This window comes from Leekyejoonella antrihumi, assembly GCF_007845645.1.
GTDB classification, from domain to species: Bacteria; Actinomycetota; Actinomycetes; order Actinomycetales; family Dermatophilaceae; genus Leekyejoonella; species Leekyejoonella antrihumi.
Genome location: NZ_VCQV01000006.1, coordinates 151,406 through 175,244, shown reverse-complemented (window position 1 = coordinate 175,244; position 23,839 = coordinate 151,406). Strand labels below are relative to the sequence as shown.

Here is a 23,839-nt window from a genome sequence, read left to right as displayed (position 1 = left end):
ACAGGATTCTACGGGGTAGGCGGTCACGTCCAGTCGGCGGCGCGACGCACCCGGCCGCGAAGGCGCCGCGCGGCTTCACGACACCGCCCGCAGAGACACCTCGCCCGCCGTCCGGCGGCATACGCTCATGCCATGCTCGTGCACCTGCGGCTCACCATGCCGGACCATCTCACGGACAACGTGCTCGATCTGGTTCGCGACAGCGCCTCGATCACGAACCTGACGCTACAGAGAGGCGCGTGCCTGCGGCCCGCCGGTGACCTGATCGAGGTCGACGTGGCACGCGAGAGCGTGTCCGAGCTCCTGGACCAGCTCGATGACGTCGGCCTGGATAAGCAGGGCGGGATCGTGCTGACGGAACCCGCCGCCACACCCTTCGACGCCGCGCAGGCCGTCGAGGAAGCGGCCGAGGGCGATCCGGACGACTCGGTGATCTGGGACATGCTGAAACAGCAGGCGCTCGATGGCGCCCGACCGACGGTGACCTTCCACCTGTTCCTCATCATCGCCGTGGCGCTCGCGTCGGTGGCCGTGATCACCGACTCCAACGTCCTGGTCGTGGGCGCCATGGTGGTCGGCCCGGAGTTCGCGACGATCGCGTCGATCTGTACCGGAGTCGTGTTTTTGGACCGGCACCTGGTCCTGCGGGCGATGCGGCTGCTCGTGCTCAGCTTCGCCCTCGCGATCGTGGTCATCGCGGTGGTCGCGCTCGTTGCCCGGGTCACCGGACTGATCACCCCCGATGTGGTGACGCGTCCGCACCCGCAGACGTCGTTCATCTGGCAGCCGACGACGTGGTCCTTCGTGGTCGCCCTCCTGGCCGGCTCGGCAGGTGTGCTGGCCCTGACGACCGAGAAGGCGCAGGCCATGGTCGGCGTCTTCATCTCGGTGACCACGGTGCCCGCGGCCGGCAACATGGCGCTGGCCCTCGCGTTGGACTCCGGTTCGGAGCTCGGTGGATCCGCCGAGCAGCTCGGCCTGAACTTCGTCGGCATGATCCTCGCCGGTACGACCACCCTGCTGCTGCAGCGGTTCCTGGTCCGTCGCTCCCACCACGCCGTCCGGCATCTTTTCGGAGGGGTGACAGGGTGAGTTCGCGGGTAGCACTGGAACGCGAGCGGCCGCCCCACCGGCGCAGGTAGCGTTGTCCTGCCAGCAGCCATCGAGCGCTGACCCGCGAGACACCGGACCGCTCCGGCCGGCCTCGTGGTCGAAGGAAGCGAGGATGGATGAACGGTTCATCGACCAACGCCGCGCTGGAGCCCTATGTCGCCGGTCTGGCTGCGTCCTGGCTGACAGAGACACCTGACGCGCTCTGGCGGGAGGTGGCCGGGTCACTGGCGTTCGTCGACATCTCCGGGTTCACCACACTGACCGAACGGCTCGCGCGGCACGGCAAGGTGGGCGCCGAGGAGATCAGCGACATCCTGGACTCCACCTTCACCGACCTCCTGGCGATCGCCTACCGTGACGGCGGCGACCTGGTCAAGTGGGGCGGCGACGCGGTCCTGCTGCTCTTCCGCGGCGAAGCGCACGCGCCGCGCGCGGCCAGGGCGGCCTTCCGGATGCGTGCCCGGATGCGGCGAATCGGCCGGATCCGCATAGGTAGCAGCCACATCCCGCTGCGTATGTCCGTCGGGATACACAGCGACTCCTTCTACTTCGCGCTCGTCGGCGACCCTGAGGTGCACCGCGAGCTGCTCGTCAGTGGACCGGCCGCCAGCACGACTGCGGACCTCGAGGCACTGGCCGATGCCGACGAGATCGCGCTGAGCGCCCAGACCGCGGCACTGCTGGATCCCGCTGCGCTCGGCGAGTCGAAAGGCCCGGCGCGGCTGCTCATCGCGGAGCCTTTGCTGCCGGAGGCACCAGCGGTCGCCGACCCTGCCCGCATGGCGCCGCCGGCTGTCGAGGACCTGGCGCAGCTGCTGTCACCGGCGATCCGGGCACACCTGCTGGACATCGTCGAGCGGGTCGGCACCGGTCGGACCGCGCAGCGCCAGATGGTGCACCGGCAGATCGCCGTCGCGTTCGTGCAGTTCTCCGGCACGGACCGGCTGCTCTGCGACCAGGGGCCGGATGCGCTGGCAGCCGGACTCGACGAGTGCATCCGCACCGTGCAGCGGTCCGTGCAGCGGCACAACGTGACGTTCTTCGAGTCCGACATCAACAACGACGGCGGCAAGGTCATGCTGACCGCCGGTGCGCCAACCGGCACCGAGAAGGACGACGATCGGATGCTCCGCACCGTGCGGGAGATCGTCGAGCAGCGCGGCATCCTGCCGATTCGGGTCGGGGTGAACCGCGGCCAGGTGTTCGCAGGCGACTTCGGGCCCCCGTTCCGGCGCACCTACTCGGTCAAGGGCGATGCGGTCAACCTCGCCGCCCGGCTACTCGGCCAGGCACGGCCGGGTCAGGCAGTCGCCACGACCGTCATGCTGGACCACTCCACCACCCGGTTCGACACCGAGGCGCTGCCGCCGTTTCTCGTCAAGGGCAAGACCGAGCCGATCAGCGCCGTCCGGCTCGGACGTATCCTCGGCACGGTCCTCGATACGTCCGCCGGCGACCTGGTCGGCCGGGAGGAGGAGATGGCCGTTCTGCGGTCGGCCCTGGCCGACAGCCGTGCGGGTCAAGGGGTCGTGGTGGACCTCGTCGGTGATCCGGGAATCGGCAAGACCCGGCTGGCCGACGAGCTGCTCGCGGAGGCCGACGGACCGGTATACACCTGTCTGTGCGAGATCTACGGGACCAGCACCGCCTACGCACCCTTCCGTATGCTGATGCGGCGAGTCCTCGGCGTCGACGACGACGCCGCCGCCCCGGCGCTCGCGTCGGCCCTCCAGCGAGTGGTGGACGAGTCCAGCCCGACTCTGGCACCGTGGATCCCGTTGATCGGCGTGGTGCTCGACCTCCAGCTGCCGACGACCCCGGAGGTGGACACCCTCGAGGACCGCTTCCGCCGGAGTCGCCTGACCGAGGTCGTATGCGAGTTCCTCGCCACGGTGCTCACCGGGCCGAGCGTCCTGGGCTTCGGCGAGGTGCATCTGATGGACGAAGCGTCGGCGGAGCTGCTGGAGGCGCTGTGTCGCAGGGTCGCGGATCTGCCGTGGCTGGTCATGCTCACTCGCCGCGAGGCGGCAGACGGCTTCCATCCCTCCACGGCCTACCCCGTCACCACGCTCGCGCTGAGAGCCCTGGACTCGCGCGCCGCAGCCACCCTGGTCGAGCAGCTGTTCGCCGACACACCGCTGCGCTTGGCCGACGCCGCGGCTTTGGCAGAGCGAGCCGACGGCAACCCGATGTACCTGACCAGCCTGGCGCAGGCGGTTCACCACGGCGCATCGCTGAACACCCTGCCGGACACGATCGAGGCCCTGATCACCAGCCAGATCGACCGACTGGACCCGAACGGCCGGGCCCTGCTGCGCTTCGCGTCGGTGCTCGGCATGCGCTTCACCTTGCCGCAGCTGCACGCGCTGGTTGATGACGGCGGTGTCTTCGACCGACACACGCCGCTCGACGGCCTGGCCTCGTTCGTCCGTCGGGATGGCATCGACCGTTATACGTTCGAGCACCAGATGATCCGGGACACGGCGTATGAGGGCCTGCCGTACCGCAGCCGGCGGCTGCTGCACGGCAAGGCGGGAGAGTTCCTCGAGTCGTCCGCAACGGATCCGGCGGAGGTGGCAGAACTGCTGTCGCTGCATTATTTTCATGCGGACAGACGAGACAAGGCATGGCGCTACTCACGGATCGCGGGTGACCGGGCCAGCGCCAAGTATGCGTTTGCCGAGACCGACGAGCTGCTCACCCGAGCGCTGCGAGCGGCTCGCTGGCTGCCGGATATCCCAGACGCCGAGCTCGTCGAGGTCAACACCTCAGTGGGTCAGGCGCGCTTCCGGGTGGGCAAGCAGCGGCAGGCGCTGGATGCCTTCCGGGCAGGGCGCAAGCGACTGCACGATGCCCCCGTCGCAGCCGCACAGCTGCTCGAGTACGAGGCGGATGCGCTGCGCCGGATGGGCCGGCACTCGGTCGCTCTGTCCACCCTCAGCCGGGGACTACGCCTACTGGACGATGCCACCTCGACCGAGGCGCTGATCATCCGTAGCCGGTTGGAGGGCGCCTACGCCGTCGTGCGGGAGAACCAGGGTCGCTATCGTGCGGCCCTCTCCTGGGCTCGCAAGGCGGAGCAGCATGCGGAGCAGTCGGGCGACGCCGCGGCCCGGGCGGTGGCGCTGGAGGCCGTCCACGGCGCAATGTCGATGCTCGGGATGCCGTCGGACCGCCCCTATGGGCGGCTCGCGCTGGAGCTCTATGAGCAGCTGGGCGATCGCACCGGGCAGTCCCGGGCGCTGAACAACATCGCTGTGCTGTCCTGGATCCAGGGGCTAGGCGTCGAGGCGCTGGAGTTGTTCCGCCGCGCGGAGACGGTGGCCACCGCGGCCGGTGACACCGCCGGCGCCGCAGCCAGCACCTACAACATCGGCGATGTGCTGTTGCGACTCGGGCGGGTCGACGAGGCGGCGGCGGTGCTGCGCCCCCTGGTCCCGCAGCTGGAGGCCTTGGACATCGCGGACTTTCACGCGGCGGCCCGACGCGCGCTGGGCCTGGCGACCGTGCTCGTCGGCCGGCACGATGAGGGCCGCCGGCTGCTCGATGCGGCACGGGCCCAGCTGGTGCAGCTCGGCGAGACCGCCGAGGTCCTGGAGACCGATGCCTCGATCGCCTTCGCGCTGCTGGCCGACGGGCAGGGCGGCGCAGCGGCGAGGCTCGCACGGGAGGCAGCCCGACGGGCGGATTCCCTGGATGCCGGACAGCTGCTGCCGTGGCTGCTGCGCCTGGAGGGCGCCGGACTGTGCGACGTCGGCCGACTGGACGAGGCCGAGACCATCCTGGGTGAGGCGATGGACCTTGCGCAGTCGCTCAATCGGGTGGAGCTGGGGTTCATCGTCGCCGAGCTGGCTCGGCTCGCGCGGCGGCGCGGCGACCTCGCGAGCGCCGGCGAGCTCGACGAGCGCAGCACCACGATGTTCGCCGAGCTCGGCTATGTGCGCGTGGGTCGCTACCTGCTGGAGGGCTCGGACCCGCCTTCCGCGGTCAATTCCCCCGCAGCTTCGGGTCCTGGACGAACAGCACCGGTGTCGTAAGCGCTCCGGTCGCCGACTGCCTGCCACCCTCACCGGCCCGACTCATGGCATACACGTCCACGCAGAACCCGGCAGCCTTGGCGGCAGCACTCTCGATCACGCCGGTCCGACCGAAGTCGCGCCAGTTGTACAGATCCTCACAGGACGGGGCGCGCGCGAACGGCGTGTCGACGCCGTTCACCTCCAGGGACACATAGATCGGATACCTGCTGAAGTCTATGATCCGATCTATATTCGTGTAGGGCAGGAACCAGGGCCACGTGACACCCTTCAGCCAAGGGGTCGGGCAGACCTGGTCGCTGCAGGCCCACGTCATCGTCGCCGGCTTCGCATCCGAGTAGAGCTCGGTCCCGTTCGCCTGCGTGAACACGCCTTGCAGTGAAGCCTCGGAGCCCGCCGGGCACGTCGAGTCGGTCGTGCTGCACGGCTCCACCGTCAGGAACTCCGGTCCCACCGAGCCGGCCGACAGGGTGGCCGTCGTGTTGGCCACGCTGAGCGTTCCGGGACTGCCAGTGCCCGAGACACCCGCCGTGACGACGTCGACGGTCGCGGTCCCGGGGGTCAGGCCGGGCGAACCGACCTGCAGTTGCAGTCCGCTCTGCGCCTGCGAGTAGGTCGCGGTGATGACACCCGTCCCATTGGAAGACGTGACCGCCGTGGACGTCAACGATGCGCCCGACGCCGGGTTGACCGCAGTCAGGGTGACAAGCACCGGCGTCGTGGCCACGTTACCGAACTGGTCGTTGACGGTGAACGACACGGCGAACGGCTGATTTGCTGCGGGAGAGGGCAGCGGAGGATTCTGCGACGTGTCGGCCACACTCGTGATGGACAACGACATGGGAACCGCGGCCACCACCTGGATGGTCGGGTTACCCCCTGAGGCGGTGAAGGGATCGTCGCCGTCCCCGTCGAAGTCCGTGCCGCCGGAGAACCCGAATGTCAGCGTGCCGGGGCTGGTGGGCGCGGTGAAACTCAAGCCCACTGTGACGGTTTCGCCCGCGGCCAGCGACCCCCCAGACATCTGGAGTTTGGCGCTGCACTCCTGGTCCGTCGTGCACGTGACGACGTGCTGGGTCCAGCCCGTGACACCCGTCGCAGTCACGTCGGTCGCGCCGAGCGGAACCGTGATCGCGAAGGCGTGCAGGTCGGGGCTACTGGCGTCATTGGTCACCGCGAAGGAGACCGACGTCGTTGCTCCGGGGGTGGCCGACCCACCGACAACGCCATTGACGGTGGTCGCGATGGTCACGGTGGACGTGGTGTCCGCCCACGCCCTGCCCGGTAGCGACAGCATTCCGGCGGCGACCATCAGGCTCGAGACCGCGATCGCGATGACGGTCCGAGCCGGTCGATGGGGGTGCCGGGGACGATCGAGAAACGGCCGCCACATGATTCGGTGATTGTTCATTGCGTGCCCGTCCGCGAGATGCCGGTCGATCTGTACAACCCCGATTTCTGAGTTTGGCACGTCCGAAGTCCGCCGTCGGCATTATTCCGGCTCGGGATGCTGTCGGTGGTGCCTGTCACAGTGACCCGTATGCAGATCCTGATCGGCGTCCTCATCGGCCTCGTCCTCGGCGCGCTCGCCACCTGGCTGGTGCTGCGCACGGCGTATGCCGTGCGCGCGGCATCCGTCTCGACCGAGCGCAACCTGCTGCGCGAGCGCGTCGTGGATCTCGAGGCCGCCGTCGGCGACGACCGACAGACCGCCTCCGTGCTGGCACCCCTTGGCGCCGCACTGCAGCGGGTCGAACGACAAGTCGCCGTGCTGGAGCGGGACCGGGTCGAGCAGTTCGGTGAGCTGGGCGCCCGCCTGCAGGAGGTCGGCCGGTCCACCGCGGTGCTGCAGCACGAGACCTCTCAGCTGGCCGGTGCGCTGCGCTCTTCCAGTGCGCGGGGCACCTGGGGAGAGATGCAGCTGCGCCGAATCCTGGAGCACTCGGGGATGCTGCCGCACTGCGACTTCGACGAGCAGGTCACCGCAATCAGCCGACACCAGGCGACGGTGCGCCCGGACGTGGTGGTGCGGCTGCCCGGTGCGAAGGTGCTGGTCATCGACAGCAAGGCACCCCTGAGCAAGTTCCTCGCAGCACAGGCCGACGACCTGCGGCCACAGGACCAGACGGCGCTGCTCGCCGAGCACGCGAGCGCCCTCGTGCGCCACATCGACGCCCTTGGAGGCAAGGACTACTGGAGCGCGTTCGAGCAGTCGCCCCAGCTGGTCGTCTGCTTCCTGCCCGCCGATGCGATCCTGGGTTCCGCGCTGCGATCGGACCCGTCGCTGCTGGACCGCGCCATGTCCCGCAATGTCGTGCTCGCCTCCCCCAGCACGCTGCTCGCCCTCCTGCGATCGACCACATTCGCCTGGCAACAGGACAATCTCAACTCCGGCGCTCGTGAGCTGCTCGACCTCGGCCGCACACTCTACGAGCGGCTGGCGACGCTCGGCAAGCACACCACGGCGCTCGGCGCCTCGCTCCGCAAGTCGGTGGAGTCCTACAATCTGATGGTCGGCACCCTCGAGAATCGGGTCCTGGTGACCTCGCGCAAGATGCATGAGCTCGGTATGGCCACCGACGCCCCGCCGGTGTTGACTCCCGTTGACGCTGCCCCACGCCCGCTCACCGCAGCCGAACTGCTCGAGGCGCTGGACGAGGACGTCGCACGCCCGCAGCTGGACCTGCGGGTCGACCGGCCGCACGCTGCCGACCGGCGCGGAGGGACAGGTACGGCCTAGCCAGCGGTCACGGACGTCAGCGACCGCCCGCTGCGCTCAGCGCAGCGATCCAGCGTCATGCCGGACCTGGGTCGCCTCGGCCCCGTCGCGCGCCTTCAGGTCGCGCCGCAGGTCGGTCGGCAGCGCGAAGAGCAGACTCTCCTCGGCTGCCGTGACGGCCTCGACGTCCTGATATCCGCGCCTCGCCAGGTAGTCCAGCACGTCGCGCACCAGCACCTCCGGCACGGAGGCGCCCGAGGTCACTCCCACGGTGGCCACGCCGTCCAGCCACGACTCGTCGATCTCGTCGGCGTAGTCCACCAAGTGCCCGGCGCGGGCACCGTGCTCGATGGCGACCTCGACCAGTCGCACGGAGTTGGACGAGTTGCGGCTGCCGACCACGATCATCAGGTCGGTCTTGGGCGCCATCTGCTTGACGGCCAGCTGCCGGTTCTGGGTGGCGTAGCAGATGTCGTCCGATGGCGGGTCCTGCAGGTTGGGGAACCGCTCACGCAGCCGTCGCACGGTTTCCATGGTCTCGTCGACCGACAGCGTGGTCTGGGACAGCCAAACCACCTTGTCGGGGTCGCGGACCTCCACCTCGTCGACGTGCTCGGGCCCCTGCACGAGCGTGATGTTCTCAGGAGCCTCACCGGAGGTGCCGACGACCTCCTCGTGCCCCTCGTGCCCGATCAGCAGGATGTCGAACTCATCGGAGGCGAACCGCTTGGCCTCGCGGTGCACCTTGGTCACCAGCGGGCAGGTCGCATCAATAGTCTTGAGGCGGCGGGTCTGGGCCTCCTGGTGCACCGACGGCGCGACGCCGTGCGCCGAGAAGATCACCGTGGCGCCCTCGGGCACCTCGTCGGTCTCGTCCACGAAGATCGCGCCGCGCTTCTCCAGCGTCGTCACCACGTGCTTGTTGTGCACAATCTGCTTGCGGACATAGACCGGTGGGCCGTACAGATCGAGGGCCTTCTCGACGGTGACAACTGCGCGGTCCACACCCGCGCAGTAGCCACGCGGCGCGGCCAGCAGGACCCGCTTAGCTGGTGCCGTGGGCTCCGCGGACGTCGTCGTGTCACTCATACGTTCATGCTACGTCCCGGTTCGACGCGTCCTTTGCCCCCACCGCACCACTCGGCGCCGCCGACGGGTGCCATAGCCGCCGGAGGTGGGCAGCGACCCCTAGGCTGATGGCCGTGACCGCATCCCTACCCGATAAGGCCGCCGACACGACCCCGGAGTCCCCGTGGCCGGTCCGCACCCTGTCGATGAAGGTCGGCGACTACATCGACCGCATGTCTCCGCTGTGGGTCGAGGGTCAGATCGTGCAGCTCAACCGCCGGCCGGGCGCCCCGACCTGCTACCTGACGCTGCGGGACACCGAGGTCGACATGTCTTTCTCGGTCACCGTGCACGTCAACACGCTGAACGCAATGGGGCCCGCCGTGCGTGAGGGTGCGCGGGTGGTCGTGCAGGCCAAGCCGACGTTCTGGACCAAGCGCGGCAGCCTCCACCTGCAAGCCCGTCAGATGAAGGCGGTGGGCGTCGGCGACCTGCTGGCGCGACTCGAGCACCTCAAGACGGTGCTGCGCAGCGAGGGACTCTTCGACCAGAGCCGCAAACGGCGCCTGCCCTTCCTGCCGGGCACGATCGGTCTGATCGTCGGCCGAGCGAGCGCGGCCGAGAAGGACGTCGTCGAGAACGCGCGCCGCCGGTGGCCGGCCGCAACGTTCGCGATCCGCCAGGTGGCAGTGCAAGGTCCCGGCGCCGTCGCCGAGGTGACCCGCGCCCTGCAGGAGCTCGACGCAGACCGCACCGTCGACGTCATCGTCATCAGCCGCGGCGGCGGATCGCTGGAGGACCTGTTGCCGTTCAGCAACGAGGCGCTGGTGCGCGCCGTCGCACAGGCGCTTACCCCGGTCGTCAGCGCGATCGGCCATGACGTCGACACCCCGCTGCTGGACTTCGTCGCCGACCTGCGCGCGTCGACCCCGACGGATGCGGCCAAGGCCATCGTGCCCAGCCTTGCCGAGGAGACCTCCCAGCTGCGCGCGATGCGGGGCGGCGGTGCCCGTGCGCTGCAGCATCGGGTCACCGTCGAGCGCCGGCACCTGGAGGCGCTGCGGACCCGGCCCGTGCTGATCCGGCCCGAGGTGATGGTCGATGCACGCCGCGCCGACGTCACTCGCCTGCGTGAACGCGCGACCTACCGCATGACCGATCGCCTCGGCCGCGCGCGGGACCAGGTCGGGCACCTGCGAGGGCAGGTGCGATCGCTGTCCCCCCTGCAGACGCTCGAGCGGGGATATGCCGTGGTGCGCGACATCGACGGCGCCATCATCACCGACCCCGCCCAGGTTGCGGTGGACGAGTTGCTGCACGTCACGGTGGCCTCGGGCGACTTCGGCGTCCGCCCGGTCAGCGAGCCACCCCACTGACTTCTCCGCCCGCGCGGACCCGCCTAGGGTGGGCAGATGGCAACAGCATCCACCTCGACCGACGCACCCGACGACGCGAACAGCGACATCGCTCAGCTGGGGTATGAGGCCGCTCGCGACGAACTCGCATCCATCGTGACGCGGCTGGAGAGTGGCGGCGCCACCTTGGAGGACAGCATGCGGCTCTGGGAGCGCGGGGAGGCGCTGGCAGCGCACTGCGAGTCCTGGCTGGATGGCGCGCAGCAGCGGATTGCCCAGATGACCGATGCGGATACGGCCGACGGCGAGTGACGCCTACGGCGCGACGGTCGCCGTCGGGAGCCTTGCCTCGGTGCTCTGGCTGAATGGCACCAGGGCCGCGGCGAACATCTTCAGCTGAGCCCAGTCGGTCGTGCCCGTGACCACCGTCGACAGTCCGCCGACGGGTGTCGACCGCACCAGGCTGAGCTGGCTGTTCGATGACTGCTGATACTTCGTCCAGGTCACGCCGGCGATCGTCACCGTGCCCGCCCGGCTGCCGTTACTGGTCTGATCGCTGCGCCAGGCGGCGTCGCCGTTTCGGGTCTGCAGCACCGCGGCGTAGGCATTGTTCGGGCCCTGGTAGCCCGCCTGCCAGGTCACCGGGCGACCGGCGGGCGTCAACAGGAGAACGTTCGTCGGCTCCCATCCGGACGGCAGTCCGTCGGCAACGGCCACGTCCCAGTGCTGCGACCGGACCGTCTCACGCACGAGTCCCGGCAGATCCGTGACCGGCGTGCTGACCGAGCTGACCCGGGGCACCATGGCGATCCAGATGAGGCACGCCCCCAGGACCACGATCATGGAGATGATCATGCTCTTGACCGTGCCGCTCATCCCCCGCCGCGTCGGCGGCGTCGGTGCCTGCTCGGCCTCGGTCGGTGCCGCCGCGCCGTCCACAGCCTGACCCGGGGCGTCCGCGGGACGGTGCGGCGTCGACGACGGCATGGCCGAGCTCTGGTCACTCACCCCCCTATGGTCCCTGACCGGCCTCGCGGGCCGTCACCTGGGCTGCCCACGACCGATAGAGTCGGGTCCACAGGCAGCTGCCCACCGCCGCCGGGGGCCACCCGCGGCTCCTGCAACGAAGGAGATCCATGTCCACCGAATCTGCAGCACAGCGCACGCCCGAGGTGCCCGACCGGAACCTGGCCCTGGAACTCGTTCGAGTCACCGAGGCCGCCGCCATGGCCGGCGGACGCTGGGTGGGCCGCGGTGACAAGAACGCCGCGGATGGGGCCGCCGTGGAGGCCATGCGCATGCTCATCTCGTCGGTCGCCATGGACGGCGTCGTCGTCATCGGTGAGGGCGAGAAGGACAAGGCCCCGATGCTCTTCAACGGTGAGCACGTCGGTGACGGCACGGGCGCCGAGGTCGACGTGGCCGTCGACCCGATCGACGGCACGACCCTGACCTCCAAGGGCATGAGCAACGCCGTCTCCGTCATGGCGGTCAGCGAGCGCGGCTCGATGTACGACCCGAGTGCCGTGTTTTACATGGACAAGCTGGCCGTGGGTCCAGAAGCCGCCGACGTCGTGGACATCCGCCTGCCGGTCGCCGAGAACATTCGGCGCGTGGCCAAGGCGAAGCACTCCCATCCGTCGGACGTCACCGTGGTCCTGCTGGACCGCCCACGCCACGAGGGCCTGGCCGCGCAGATCCGGGACACCGGCGCACGGATCCGCTACATCTATGACGGTGACGTCGCCGGCTCGATCATGGCGGCCCGACCCGATACGGGCATCGACCTACTGCTCGGCATCGGCGGCACCCCCGAGGGCATCATCAGCGCCTGCGCCATGAAGTGCCTCGGCGGCACCATCCAGGGCAAGCTCGAGCCGCGCGACGACGACGAGAGGCAGAAGGCCATCGACGCGGGCCTGGACGTCGACGCCATCTTGTCCACCGACGATCTCGTGAAGGGCAACAACTGCTTCTTCGTCGCCACTGGGATCACCGACGGTGAGCTGCTCAAGGGCGTCCGCTACCGCGCCGGCGGTTGCACGACCCAGTCACTGGTCATGCGGTCCAAGAGCGGGACGATTCGGCTGATCGACGGGCACCACCAACTGTCCAAGCTGCGCGAGTACAGCGCGGTCGACTTCGAGCAGTAGACGAGGTGGGCACCGCACGCACTCTGGTCGTCGGCGAGTCACTGGTCGACATCGTGCACCGTCCGGGGCTTCCCCCGGCGGAGCACGTCGGGGGCAGTCCGCTGAACGTCGCCGTCGGCCTGGCCCGCCTGGGGCATCCTGTCGAACTGTCGACCTACCTCGCGCGGGATGCGCACGGACAAGCCATCCTGGACCACCTGCGGGTGGACGGGGTGGCACTCACGACCGGCAGCACGACCGCCGACCACACGCCTACGGCAACTGCCACGCTCGACGAAGACAGCTCTGCAACCTACGAGTTCGATCTCATGTGGGATCTTCCCTATCGCATGCCGACGGACTTCGACCACTTCCACACGGGGTCGATCGCCGCGGCGCTGCAACCGGGCGCGGAGCGGGTGCGTGACTGGATGCTCAGCGCGCGCGCGCAGGCCACAACCTCCTTCGATCCCAACGTGCGGCCCACCCTGATCGGCTCCGCCGCCGACAACCGCGCGGTGCTGGAGCAGCTCATCGGTCTGGCCGATGTCGTCAAGGCCAGTGACGAAGACATCAGCTGGCTCTACGGCGGTGCCGCACCGGTGGATCAGATCCTGCCGCTGTGGGCACGACTCGGGCCGTCCGTCGTGGTGGCCACCCGAGGCGGCAACGGCGCCCTGGTCCACCTCACCGCTACCGGTGAGACGATCGAGCTGCCCGGACGCACAGTGGAACTCGTGGACACGGTGGGAGCCGGCGACTCGTTCCAGTCCGGCCTGATCTCGGGGCTGCTGGATGCGGGCCTGCTGGGTGGAGTCGAGGCGCGGCAACGCCTGTTGTCCGCGGACGCGGGCGCGGTGCTGCCCGCGGTGCAGCGCGCCATCGATGCCTCCGCGATCACCGTCTCGCGGGCCGGAGCCCAGCCGCCGTCCCGATCTGAGCTGGCCTAGTTCGGCCCTGGGCGGACCGAAAGCATCTCGACAGTCGCGCCACGCGGGGCGGTGATCGCCAGACGGACGGCGGCTGCGACGGACTCCGGTGTCAGATAACGCGACTCGTCATAGTCCCGGCCCTCGAAGTTGTTGAGCTCCTGCTGCATGTCGGTGGCCACCCGTCCGGGATGGATCGACGACACCCGCACGCCATGAGCGCGTTCCTCCTCGCGCAACGCATCGGCATACGCCCGCAGCGCAAACTTCGAGGCCGCGTAGAGGCCTCCCCCTGCGGTCGAGCTTAACCCTGAACCGGAGTTGATCAAGACGACGGTGCCCTTCCTCTCGCGCAGCTGCGGGAGCAGCAGTCGCGTCAGGTCGGCGACCGCGATCACGTTCAGCTCCAGCACTCGTCGCCAGTCGGTGCGACTCAGGTCGCCTGCCAGACCGCTGCCGAGCATCCCCGCCGAATGCACCACCGCATCGACGCGCTGCACACTGCCCGCAGCCCGTGCGGTGGCCTGTTCATCGGCCAGGTCGGCAACGAACGGCTGCGCCGATGACAACTGGGCACATACCTGCTGCACCTCGTCGGCGTCACGGCCGCCGATCAGCAGGCGATGGTCCGTCGCCAGATCGACGGCAACGGCACGACCGATCCCTCGGTTGGCACCGGTGACAAGGACAACGGGCAGCCCTGCATCGTCAGACATACCTCTCAGACTAGACAACCTCGAAGGCGGTGCCTGGGTCAGGAGGCCTTCGACGCGTCCTGCGCCTGGCGCACCTCGCGCGCCTTGGCACGCTTCAGCGCGGCCTTGCGCTGCTCCTCGCTGTCCTGGGCGATCTGGTTTGCCTTTGCCTCGTCACGCGTGAGGTTCTCGCCCGTGTTCGGATCGAAGACGTGCATGTCCGCCGGGCTGAAGAACAGCGGTGTGTCATCGCCTTCGAGCACCCGAGAACGAGCATCCAGATTGACGATCATCTGGGTGCGCATCCCCTCACCGTCCAGGTCACGCTCCAACTCCTCGAGCTGCGCGTGCACACTCGGGTCGGTCTCGAACGGTATGTAGGCGTACTGCTCATTGCCGAGCCACTCGGTCTGGTCGACGACGGCGCTGAAGGTTGCGGCGCCCTGCGGCTGGTCCCCGAGCGTGGCGTCCTTGATGTATTCCGGTCGCAGGCCCGCGATGACCACCTCGAGACCGCTGACCCTCTGGGCCAACTCGCCGGTCACCGGCACATCGGCAAACGGCAGCTTCAGCGTGCTGCCCTCGACTCGTGCCGGCAGGAAGTTCATCGGAGGCGACCCGATGAAGCCGGCCACGAAGAGGTTCACCGGCTGGTCGTAGAGCTCACGCGGCGAGGCGCACTGCTGCAAGATGCCCTTCTTGAGCACCGCCACCCGGTCGCCCAGAGTCATCGCCTCGGTCTGGTCGTGCGTGACGTACACCGTCGTCACGCCCAGCCGGCGCTGCATCCGGGCGATCTCGGTGCGCATCTGCCCACGCAGCTTGGCGTCCAGGTTGGACAGCGGCTCGTCAAAGAGGAACGCGTCCGCGTCACGCACGATCGCTCGGCCCATGGCCACCCGCTGCCGCTGGCCACCGGAGAGGTTGGCCGGCTTGCGGTCGAGATGCTCCTCGAGCTCGAGCATGCCCGCCGCGTCGTGGACCTTGGCCTTGATCTCCTCCTCGGTGTGCTTGCCTTTGGAGAGTCGTAGCGGGAACGCGATGTTGTCGAAGACGGTGAGGTGCGGATACAGCGCGTAGTTCTGGAACACCATGGCCAGATGCCTGTCGCGCGGCGCCAGGTCGTTGACGCGCTTGTCGCCGATCAGCAGGTCGCCGCTGGTGATGTCCTCCAGACCGACGATCATCCGCAGCAGGGTCGACTTGCCGCAACCGGAGGGACCCACCAGGATCATGAACTCACCGTCGGCGATGTCCAGGGACACGTCGTTGACGGCCGGGAAGCCGTCACCATACTTCTTGACGAGGTTCTTGAGCTCGATGCTTGACATTGACTGCTCCTTGTTCAGGGACGCTGACGATTCACGGCGTAGGAGGTGCTGACTGTTAGCCCTTGACGGCACCAGAGGTCAGGCCCGCGACGATTCGCTTCTGGAAGACCAGCACCAGGATGACCACCGGGATGGTGACGACGACGGCCGCCGCACAGATCGCCCCCGTCGGCTGGGTGAACTGGCTCGCGCCGGTAAAGAACGCCAGTGCCGCGGGCACGGTCCGTGCGTTCTGCGCGGTGAGGTTCAACGAGAAGACGAAGTCGTTCCAGGCGGTGAAGAACGCGATGATCGCGGTCGTGAAGACCCCCGGAGCGGCCAGCGGTGCGACCACCTTCACGAAGGCCTGCCAGTGTGTCGCGCCGTCGACCTGCGCCGCCTGCTCCATCTCCCACGGAATCTGCTGGAAGAAGGCCGACAGGATCCAGATTGACAGCGGAAGCGTCAGCGCCAGGTAGGGAATGATCAGGCCGGGAATCGTGTCGAACAGCCCGATCTGACGCCACAGGTTGAAGATCGGCGTCACCATGGCGATCACCGGGAAGAACGACACGGCCAGAGCAGTCGTGAGGATTACCTTCTTGCCCGGGAAGTCCAGCCGTGAGATGGCGTAGGCACAGAACATCGCGAGCACGACGCTGATGACCGTCGAGGCAAGACACACGACGACGGAGTGCCACAGGGCCGGCAGGAACAGGTCCTTGGCGCCGCCGGTGAAGATCAGCTGGTAGTTCGCCCAGCTGATGTCCTTCGGCCAGAAGTTTCCGAAGGTGTTCTGCGTCGGGTCACCGAGGGCCGTGGTCGACTTCAGTGACTCGGCAAGGATGAACAGCAGCGGGACGCAGGTCCACAGGATAATCGGGATCGCCGCGACTCCGAGCCAGCTCTTGACCTTGGTGCTGAGGTTGTCGTCCATGGCTAGTTCCCTCCGCTCGAGGTGAGATCGACTTTGAATCCTCTGACGAATATCGCCGCCACGATCAGCACGATGATGAACAAGATCACTGACAGACAGGAACCCATCCCGATCTCCACCCGAGTGATCGTCTCGTTGGACACCAGCATCGACAACGTCGTCGTCTCGTGCGCACCACCGGTCATCACGTAGGGGTTGTCATAGATGCGGATGGCGTCCAGGGTGCGGAACAGCACCGCAACCATCAACGCGGCCTTCATGTTGGGCAGGACGACCTTGTAGAACCGCTGCCACCAGGTGGCGCCGTCCACCTGGGCGGCCTCCTCCATCGAGCTGTCCACCTGCGCCAGACCGGCCAGCAGCAGCAGGGACATGAACGGGGTGGTCTTCCAGATCTCCGAGAGGCAGATGATGAACAGCGACGACCAGCGGCCGCCGAACCAGTCGTAGTCGAGCGGGAACCCACCCGCCGTGATGAAGTGCAGCCAGTAGTTCATGAATCCGCTGGACACGGACACCGCATACGTCCAGGCGAACGCGGAGACGACCGTGATGATCGAGTAGGGGATCAGCACGATGGTCCGCAGCGTCTTGCGCGGGATGACGATCTTGTGCATCACCATCGCCAGCGCCATCCCGAAGATCAGCTCGAAGATGAGGGTGAAGATCACGATCGCGAAGGTCGTCACGAAAGTCTGCCAGAACAGCGGGTCGGACAGCGCGGTGATGTAGTTCTGGAACCAGACGAACGTCTTACCCGCCGGGTCCGTAAGTCGATAGTTGAACAACGACAACCAGACTGCGTCGGCTATCGGCCACAGGGTGACGAACAGCATGACCACGAATGCGGGACCGGCCAGCTTCCAGCCCAGCGAACGCTCCGCCTTCGCGCGATCAGTGAGGTGCGCCCGCTGCCTCTTCTGCGGACTCGCATGCTTGGCGGTTTCGACCGCTGCACTCATAGCAACGCCTTTCCGTTCAGGACCTTGAGAACGAACTGCTGCGTGGTGGCCGGTGTCTTGGAGGTGACGTTGTTGGGCGGGCTGAACCGCTGCTGCAGCGCAGTGGAGATGTCACCCCAGTAGGGCGACAGGGGCCGGGTCGCCGCCTTGTCCAGCGACTGCACGATGAGCGCGGCCAGACCGCCCGGGAACGCCTTCTTGATCGCCGGCTCGTTGTAGACGGACTTGGCCGCTGCCGGGTTACCGGTGCCGATCATGTACTGCGCTTGATGACTTGGGCTGGTGATGCACTGCGCAGCCTGATAGGCCAGACCGACATGCGCGCTGCTCCTGCCGACGGCCAGCTCGATACCACCGAAAGGCGGCCTGGCCGGCTGGCCCGCGACCGACTCGGGGTATTCCGTCCAGCCGACGTCATTGATCCACGGGACCTTCGGCGGCGTGTTGAGCGCCGCCCAGACATACGGCCAGTTGACCAGGAAACCGCTGGATGACGCGGCCTGGAAGAGGTTCAGCGCCTGCGTCTCCTCCGAGGAGGACAGGGCCGGGCCGCCGACCCCGGTGTCGGACACCTTCCGGATGATCTGTGCGGCCGTGCGACCGGCCGCACTGTTGAGGCCCATCTTGATGTGCTGGTAGTCCGCGTTGGGGTTGTCGACGATGCTGCCGCCGGCCCCCGCGACCAGCGCGTTGATCCACACCGAATAGCCCTCGTAGAGCGCTGCCTGCACACCGATATCCGTGTGTGTCTTCTGTGCCGCCGCAATGATCTGGTCCCAGGTCACCGGTTTGCTCATGTCCAGACCGGCCTTCTTGGCCACGCTCTTGCGGTACCACAGCACCTGTGTATTGGCCCAGAACGGGACCGCGATGATCTTGCCGTTGTAGGTCGAGGCGGTCACAGACGACTGCACCGTGCCACCGCTCTTGATCTGCTTGACCATGGCCGCGGGCACCGGCGCGAAGTAGTTGGCCGCCGCGAACTGTGTCACGTATGCCGGGTCGACGCTCATCAGGTCGACCGAGGAGTCGCCGGCCGCGAGCCGCCGAAGCAGCTGAGTCTGCTGATCGCTCGCACTGTTGGGCAGCAGCTGGATGTTGATCTTGTACTTGCTGGTGGAGCACTCGGCGGCCAGTTGGGCCTGTCCGCCGCCCTTCGGGTTGGATCCGCCACCGTCGGGGTTGATGAACCAGGTGAGACTTGCCTGCCCGGCGCCGCCGCCGCTGCTGCTGCCGCACGCCGCGATGCCCACACTGGCCAGCATCGAGACCGAGACCGCGAGCGCAGTGGCCCGCCGCCGTGACCTGAGACGTTTCATAGACATCCGCTCCGTACTGATGATGGAACTCATGTGCTTACTGTGATGTACGTCACCCGAACGCTACTCCGACCACACGGCTCCTGCACGCAAACGCGAGGCCGACTCTCGCGCAGGTCGCAGATCGTTACCTTTGACCGCGCGACGCACCTGCCCGGCCCCCCGATACGCTGCGATCACCTGGACCTGCAAGGAGTTGAGAACCTCACATGGCCGACTTTGCCTACGAATACCTGTTGCCGCTCGGCGCCGACCTCACGGCATACCGCAAGCTCACCTCCGACGGTGTCCGCACCGTTGCGGGGCCCGGCGGGCGAACCTTCCTGGAGGTCGACCCGGAGGCGCTGCGCCTGCTGACCAGCACCGCGATGCACGACATCGCCCACTACCTGCGGCCGGCCCACCTGACCCAGCTGCGGCGCATCATCGACGACGCGGAGGCCAGCAACAACGACAAGTTCGTGGCCCTCGACCTGCTGAAGAACGCCAACATCGCCGCGGCCGGTGTGCTGCCCATGTGCCAGGACACCGGCACCGCGATCGTCATGGGCAAGAAGGGCGCTCAGGTGCTCGTCGGCGACGGCACGCGCACCGACGAGGAGTCGATCGCGCACGGTGTCTACGACGCCTACACCCGTCTCAACCTGCGCTACTCGCAAATGGCGCCGATCACCACGTGGGAGGAGAAGAACACCGGCAGCAACCTGCCCGCGCAGATCGAGCTGTATGCCGACACGATCCCCGGGCACGAGACCACGTACAAGTTCCTCTTCATGGCGAAGGGTGGCGGCTCGGCCAACAAGTCATTCCTCTTCCAGGAGACGAAAGCGATCCTGAGCCCGGACGCAATGATGCGCTTCCTCGACGAGAAGCTGCGCACGCTCGGCACCGCCGCGTGCCCGCCCTACCACCTGGCCGTCGTGATCGGCGGCACCAGCGCCGAATTCGCCCTCAAAACAGCGAAATACGCGAGTGCCAAATATCTGGACAGTATGCCGCGCGAGGGCACCATGGCCGCGCACGGCATCCGCGACACCGAACTGGAGGAGAAGGTCCTCGAACTGACGCGCAGCTTCGGCATCGGCGCACAGTTCGGCGGCAAGTACTTCTGCCACGACGTGCGCGTCATTCGCCTCCCCCGGCACGGAGCGTCACTGCCGGTCGCGATCGCCGTCAGCTGCTCCGCCGACCGCCAGTGCCTCGGCAAGATCACGTCGGAGGGTGTCTTCATCGAGGAGCTGGAGACCGACCCGGCCCGCTTCCTGCCGGACACCACGCACGCCCAGCTGGCCGACGACGACGCGCCCGACGAGGTGGTCCGGATCGATCTGAACCGCTCGATGGTCGAGATCTGCGCCGAGCTCACCCAGCATCCGGTCAAGACCCGACTGTCACTGTCCGGCCCGCTGGTGGTCGCGCGGGACATCGCCCACGCGAAGATCAAGGAGCGGCTCGACGCCGGCGAGCCGATGCCCGACTACCTGAAGCGGCACGCGGTCTACTACGCAGGCCCGGCCAAGACACCCGAAGGTTATGCCTCCGGCTCGTTCGGCCCGACCACGGCCGGACGAATGGACTCATATGTCGAGGAGTTCCAGGCCGCGGGCGGTTCGATGGTCATGCTGGCCAAGGGCAACCGCAGCACGCAGGTCACTGATGCGTGCAAGGCACACGGCGGTTTCTACTTGGGCTCGATCGGCGGCCCGGCGGCCCGCCTCGCACAGGACTGCATCAAGTCCGTCGAGGTGCTCGAATACCCCGAGCTGGGGATGGAGGCGATCTGGAAGATCGAGGTCGAGGACTTCCCGGCGTTCGTCATCGTCGACGACAAGGGCAACGACTTCTTCGCGGCCACGGCGAAACCCGCCGCATTCACCATCACCACACGCCCCGGTATCCACCCCACGAAGGAGAAGAACTGAGATGAGCACAGCTGACGGATTCGACGATCTACTCGACGCGAACAGGACATATGCCGGCTCTTTCGCGTTGAACGGCATCCCGGGTGTTGCTGCCGCGGGAGTCGCGATCGTCACCTGCATGGACTCGCGTATCGACCCGCTGGCGATCCTCGGCCTCAGCGCCGGAGATGCCAAGGTGCTGCGCAACCCCGGCGGCCGCGTCACCCCCGATGCACTCGAAGGGGTCGTGCTGGCGGTGAACCTGCTCAAGGCAACCCGCGTCATGATCATCCCGCACACCCGGTGCGCGATGGCGTCTTCGACCGAGGCGGAAATGCGTTCCCGGATCGCGGAGTCCAGCGGGCAGGACGTCCGGTGGCAACCGCTCAGTGTCGTCGCCGACCAGTTGGAGGCGCTCGCCGACGACGTCGCCGTCGTGCGCTCACACCCGCTTGTACCGGACAATGTGAGCGTGGGCGGGTTCCGCTACGACGTGGACACCGGCCTGCTGACCCAGCACCTCTGACAGGAGCACGCATGCCGATCCCGCTGCGTCACGACGATCATGCCCGAGCCATCGCCCGGTCGGCCTACGAGACGCTGGAGCCGCTACACCTGGCCGCCTACTTCAACCCCTACCTGCGGGACGCCGCGCACGAGGCCGGGCTGTCCGAGCTGGCGCTCTACATCGGCGCCCGTGGTGGGCCGCTCGGGGACTGCGCGCCGGCCGTCGTCGCGGCGACGTTCTTCAACTTCAACCCGGAGACCGTCGAGCGCAAGTGGCAGGAGGCCGGCGGGGTCGGGCTGACCGAGACGATGGCGATCCGCGAGCGCACCGTCGACCGGACGTTACGGGAGGCACTGGGCGACGCGGTGGACTCCCCCGAGCTGGCGCAGCTGGCCGCCGACCTGCGGCACGTGACCGACCAGCTGCCACTCGTCGGCCGTCCGCTCAGCGCGGCGTGGGCCGCCCTGTCGTGGCCGCGGGCACCGCACCTGGAGCTCTGGCACGCCACGGCGCTGCTGCGCGAGTCGCGCGGTGACGGGCACGTTGCGGCGCTGGTCATCTCCGGGCTCGATCCGGTCGAGGCCCTGGTGCTGCATGAGGCCGAGCATCCCGACCCTCACCTGCGCCGCCGGACAATGGGCAAGGCCGCGCTGCTGGGCACCCGTCGCTGGTCGGAACAACAGTGGGACTCGGCCACCGAACGTCTGCAGGATCGCGACCTGCTGCAGCTGGGGACCGGCTCCATGACCGCCAAGGGTGCGGCCCTCTTCGACGCCCTCGAGGCGCAGACGGATGACGCTGCGGCCGCGGTCTGGTGCGACCAGCACGACGCGGAGCACCTGCTCGCAAGGGCCCGGCCGTTCGTGAAGGCCTTCATCGACGCCGGTGTCCTTCCCGGCACCCGGCGTCGCGACTGAGACCGCTCGGAGCCCGCATGCAGATCACCGCGCTCAACGTGCACCCGGTCAAGAGCACCGCCATCCGCCCGCTGCAGTCGGCGTATGCCGCACGGCCCGGCCTGTGTGGCGACCGCGAGTGGATGGTGGTGACCGCCGATCATGTCCTCCTGACCGCCCGCGAGTGTCCTGCGCTTTTCTCGATCGTCGCCGACACTCCGACGACCGATACGGCGGTGCTACGCAGCCTTCGGCTGCAGGCAGCGGGAGTGGAGGCGCTGGAGCTCGACACGCCGGACGCGGAACCGGTCGCCGTCCGGTTGCACCGGCACGACCTGCTGGCTCGCCCGGCCGGAGAGCGTGCCGACTCCTGGGTGCAACAGGTGATCGGCCGCGACGACGTCCACCTGGTGTGGTGCCACGACCCGCAGGCGCGCCGACTCAACCCGGCCCACAGCCGGCCGGACGACTACACCGCGTTCGCCGATGGGTATCCGATCACCCTGGCCTCCACCACGTCACTGGCGCAGCTGAATCGGTGGATCGCACAGGAGGCGGCCGACCGGGGCGAACCGGCCCCAAAGCCGCTGCCGATGCAGCGGTTCCGCCCGAACCTGGTGGTCGACGGCATCGCCGAGGCCTTCGAGGAGGACGGCTGGCACCGCATACGCGTCGGGCAGGTCGAGCTGCGGGTGGCCAAGTCGATCGACCGCTGCGTGATGACCACGATCGACATCGCCGCCCTGACCAAGGGCAAGGAGCCGATCCGCACCCTCGCTCGACACCGCCGATGGGACGGCAAGACGTGGTTTGCGCGTCACCTGATCCCCGACACCGAGGGAATCATCCGCGTCGGCGATCCGGTCACGGTGCTGGACTAATTTTCGGTGGCTCGTAGCGCCCCCACCACATCCTACTGAGCGGTAACATTCGATCTGCCAGCTGGAGTCCTGCCGAAAGACAACACGATGCGAATCCTCACCACCGCCCTGTGCGCTGCTGCCGCCACCAGCCTCGTCATTACCGTCGCAGCGCCGAGTGCCTCCGCCCAGACCATGCCAAGCGGACCCCCACAGTCGTCCTTTCTCGCCGCGAAGGCACTGACCCTCGTCCAGCCGGACCTGATGCCGGTCGGCGTGAATGACTGGTCCTGCCGCAGCCAGGCCCACCCCCGACCGGTTGTGCTCATTCCCGGCACCTGGTCCAACGCCTACGACTCGTTTGCGGGCATCGCGCCGGCCCTGAAGGCCCGTGGGTACTGCCTCTTCGACTTCAACTACGGCCAGAGCGACGCGGCCATCGGCAAGATCCCCGGGGTCGACGCGACCGGCCCGGTCATGCAGTCGGCGAAGGAGCTCCAGACCTTCGTGAGCACGGTTCGCGCGAAGACCGGTGCCGTCAAGGTCGACCTGCTCGGCTGGTCCCAAGGCGGCATCGTGGCGCGCGGATTCCTGAAGTTCTACAGCGGCGCAGACCCGAGCAACCCCGCGAAGAACCAGGTTCAGAATGTCGTGACCTACGGCGCCACCAACCACGGCACCACCTTGTCCGGGCTGGCCACCCTCGCCCAGGGGACCGGCCTGAACCCCGTTATACCGTCCACTCTGGGCCAGGCGGCGGTCGACCAGGAGATCGGCTCGGCCTACCTCACCGATCTCAACGCCGGCGGGGACACCGAGCCCGGCATCACCTACACGATCATCGGCAGCCGCGCCGATGAGGTCACCACGCCTTACACGAGGACCTTCCTCACCGCCGGCCCGGGCGCGACGGTGCACAACGTGACGCTGCAGGACGGGTGCCCGATCGACCTGAGCGACCATGTCTCCGGCATCTACTCACCGCGGGTCATGGCGCTGATGGCCAGGGGGCTGGGCTCGTCGATCCCGGTCCTGCCGTGCACACCCCGCGTTCCGGCGCTCTGACCGGGGACCAGGTCGAGGTAGACCCGGCCCGAC

At 68.0% G+C, this 23,839-nt stretch carries 20 protein-coding genes; 12 read left to right on the top strand and 8 right to left on the bottom strand.

Annotated elements, in window-relative coordinates; translation table 11 throughout:
* Positions 1-132: 132 nt before the first annotated feature.
* A complete protein-coding gene (locus FGL98_RS06700; RefSeq protein ID WP_146315951.1) occupies positions 133-1,092 on the top strand; it encodes a DUF389 domain-containing protein in 960 nt (319 codons plus the stop codon).
* Between the two features lie 137 nt (positions 1,093-1,229).
* Complete coding sequence (locus tag FGL98_RS06695) at positions 1,230-5,150, top strand: AAA and adenylate/guanylate cyclase domain-containing protein (RefSeq protein ID WP_146315950.1); 3,921 nt, start codon at positions 1,230-1,232, stop codon at positions 5,148-5,150.
* Here FGL98_RS06695 and FGL98_RS06690 read toward each other — a convergent pair.
* On the bottom strand, positions 5,101-6,621 hold the full coding sequence (locus FGL98_RS06690; protein WP_146315949.1) for a hypothetical protein: 1,521 nt from the start codon (positions 6,619-6,621) through the stop codon (positions 5,101-5,103). The genes FGL98_RS06695 and FGL98_RS06690 overlap by 50 nt on opposite strands.
* 48 nt (positions 6,622-6,669) lie before the next feature.
* Here FGL98_RS06690 and FGL98_RS06685 point away from each other — a divergent pair, with 48 nt between their 5' ends.
* Entirely contained in the window at positions 6,670-7,890 is a 1,221-nt protein-coding gene (locus tag FGL98_RS06685) for a DNA recombination protein RmuC (RefSeq protein WP_246136404.1), read from the top strand.
* A gap of 36 nt (positions 7,891-7,926) precedes the next feature.
* On the opposite strand, the gene FGL98_RS06680 is transcribed toward FGL98_RS06685, so the two are convergent.
* Positions 7,927-8,958, bottom strand: a complete 1,032-nt coding sequence (locus FGL98_RS06680; protein ID WP_146315948.1) for a 4-hydroxy-3-methylbut-2-enyl diphosphate reductase — start codon at positions 8,956-8,958, stop codon at positions 7,927-7,929.
* A 107-nt stretch (positions 8,959-9,065) separates the two neighbouring features.
* On the opposite strand from FGL98_RS06680, the gene xseA reads away from it, so the two are divergent.
* Both xseA and FGL98_RS06670 read left to right on the top strand, forming a co-directional pair.
* The gene (gene xseA, locus FGL98_RS06675) at positions 9,066-10,313 is read left to right on the top strand and encodes an exodeoxyribonuclease VII large subunit (protein ID WP_146315947.1); all 1,248 of its coding nucleotides are present in this window, start codon (positions 9,066-9,068) and stop codon (positions 10,311-10,313) included.
* Positions 10,314-10,349: 36 nt separating this feature from the next.
* Positions 10,350-10,604 carry an exodeoxyribonuclease VII small subunit gene (locus tag FGL98_RS06670; RefSeq protein ID WP_146315946.1) on the top strand — a complete coding sequence of 85 codons (255 nt, stop codon included), beginning with the start codon at positions 10,350-10,352 and terminating at the stop codon, positions 10,602-10,604.
* Positions 10,605-10,607: 3 nt separating this feature from the next.
* Here FGL98_RS06670 and FGL98_RS06665 read toward each other — a convergent pair whose 3' ends face one another.
* Positions 10,608-11,300 carry a DUF4245 domain-containing protein gene (locus FGL98_RS06665; protein ID WP_146315945.1) on the bottom strand — a complete coding sequence of 231 codons (693 nt, stop codon included), beginning with the start codon at positions 11,298-11,300 and terminating at the stop codon, positions 10,608-10,610.
* A gap of 128 nt (positions 11,301-11,428) precedes the next feature.
* Here FGL98_RS06665 and glpX point away from each other — a divergent pair, with 128 nt between their 5' ends.
* Together glpX and FGL98_RS06655 are read left to right on the top strand one after the other, a co-directional pair.
* Positions 11,429-12,445, top strand: a complete 1,017-nt coding sequence (gene glpX / locus FGL98_RS06660) for a class II fructose-bisphosphatase (protein WP_146315944.1) — start codon at positions 11,429-11,431, stop codon at positions 12,443-12,445.
* A gap of 5 nt (positions 12,446-12,450) precedes the next feature.
* A complete protein-coding gene (locus tag FGL98_RS06655) occupies positions 12,451-13,374 on the top strand; it encodes a carbohydrate kinase family protein (RefSeq protein ID WP_146315943.1) in 924 nt (307 codons plus the stop codon).
* On the opposite strand, the gene FGL98_RS06650 is transcribed toward FGL98_RS06655, so the two are convergent.
* From FGL98_RS06650 to FGL98_RS06630, 5 genes are read right to left on the bottom strand one after another with little or no spacing between them, the layout of a single operon-like run.
* Positions 13,371-14,069 (bottom strand): SDR family oxidoreductase, encoded by a 699-nt coding sequence (locus FGL98_RS06650; RefSeq protein WP_146315942.1) that lies wholly within the window; start codon positions 14,067-14,069, stop codon positions 13,371-13,373. The genes FGL98_RS06655 and FGL98_RS06650 overlap by 4 nt on opposite strands.
* A 38-nt stretch (positions 14,070-14,107) precedes the next feature.
* Positions 14,108-15,379 (bottom strand): ABC transporter ATP-binding protein, encoded by a 1,272-nt coding sequence (locus tag FGL98_RS06645; protein WP_146315941.1) that lies wholly within the window; start codon positions 15,377-15,379, stop codon positions 14,108-14,110.
* A gap of 55 nt (positions 15,380-15,434) precedes the next feature.
* A complete protein-coding gene (locus tag FGL98_RS06640; protein ID WP_146315940.1) occupies positions 15,435-16,295 on the bottom strand; it encodes a carbohydrate ABC transporter permease in 861 nt (286 codons plus the stop codon).
* 2 nt (positions 16,296-16,297) lie between these two features.
* A complete protein-coding gene (locus FGL98_RS06635; RefSeq protein ID WP_146315939.1) occupies positions 16,298-17,257 on the bottom strand; it encodes a carbohydrate ABC transporter permease in 960 nt (319 codons plus the stop codon).
* Entirely contained in the window at positions 17,254-18,609 is a 1,356-nt protein-coding gene (locus FGL98_RS06630; protein ID WP_246136403.1) for an extracellular solute-binding protein, read from the bottom strand. Before FGL98_RS06630 ends, FGL98_RS06635 begins: the two co-directional genes overlap by 4 nt.
* A gap of 176 nt (positions 18,610-18,785) precedes the next feature.
* On the opposite strand from FGL98_RS06630, the gene FGL98_RS06625 reads away from it, so the two are divergent.
* The 5 genes from FGL98_RS06625 (at position 18,786) to FGL98_RS06605 (ending at position 23,806) form a co-directional block, all read left to right on the top strand.
* Positions 18,786-20,498 carry a fumarate hydratase gene (locus FGL98_RS06625; protein WP_146315938.1) on the top strand — a complete coding sequence of 571 codons (1,713 nt, stop codon included), beginning with the start codon at positions 18,786-18,788 and terminating at the stop codon, positions 20,496-20,498.
* 1 nt (position 20,499) lies between these two features.
* Positions 20,500-21,003, top strand: a complete 504-nt coding sequence (locus FGL98_RS06620) for a beta-class carbonic anhydrase (protein ID WP_146315937.1) — start codon at positions 20,500-20,502, stop codon at positions 21,001-21,003.
* Between the two features lie 11 nt (positions 21,004-21,014).
* Positions 21,015-21,902 (top strand): SCO6745 family protein, encoded by an 888-nt coding sequence (locus FGL98_RS06615; RefSeq protein ID WP_146315936.1) that lies wholly within the window; start codon positions 21,015-21,017, stop codon positions 21,900-21,902.
* Positions 21,903-21,919: 17 nt separating this feature from the next.
* On the top strand, positions 21,920-22,762 hold the full coding sequence (locus tag FGL98_RS06610; protein ID WP_146315935.1) for an MOSC domain-containing protein: 843 nt from the start codon (positions 21,920-21,922) through the stop codon (positions 22,760-22,762).
* A gap of 87 nt (positions 22,763-22,849) precedes the next feature.
* Positions 22,850-23,806 (top strand): esterase/lipase family protein, encoded by a 957-nt coding sequence (locus FGL98_RS06605; RefSeq protein ID WP_146315934.1) that lies wholly within the window; start codon positions 22,850-22,852, stop codon positions 23,804-23,806.
* Positions 23,807-23,839 lie beyond the last annotated feature (33 nt).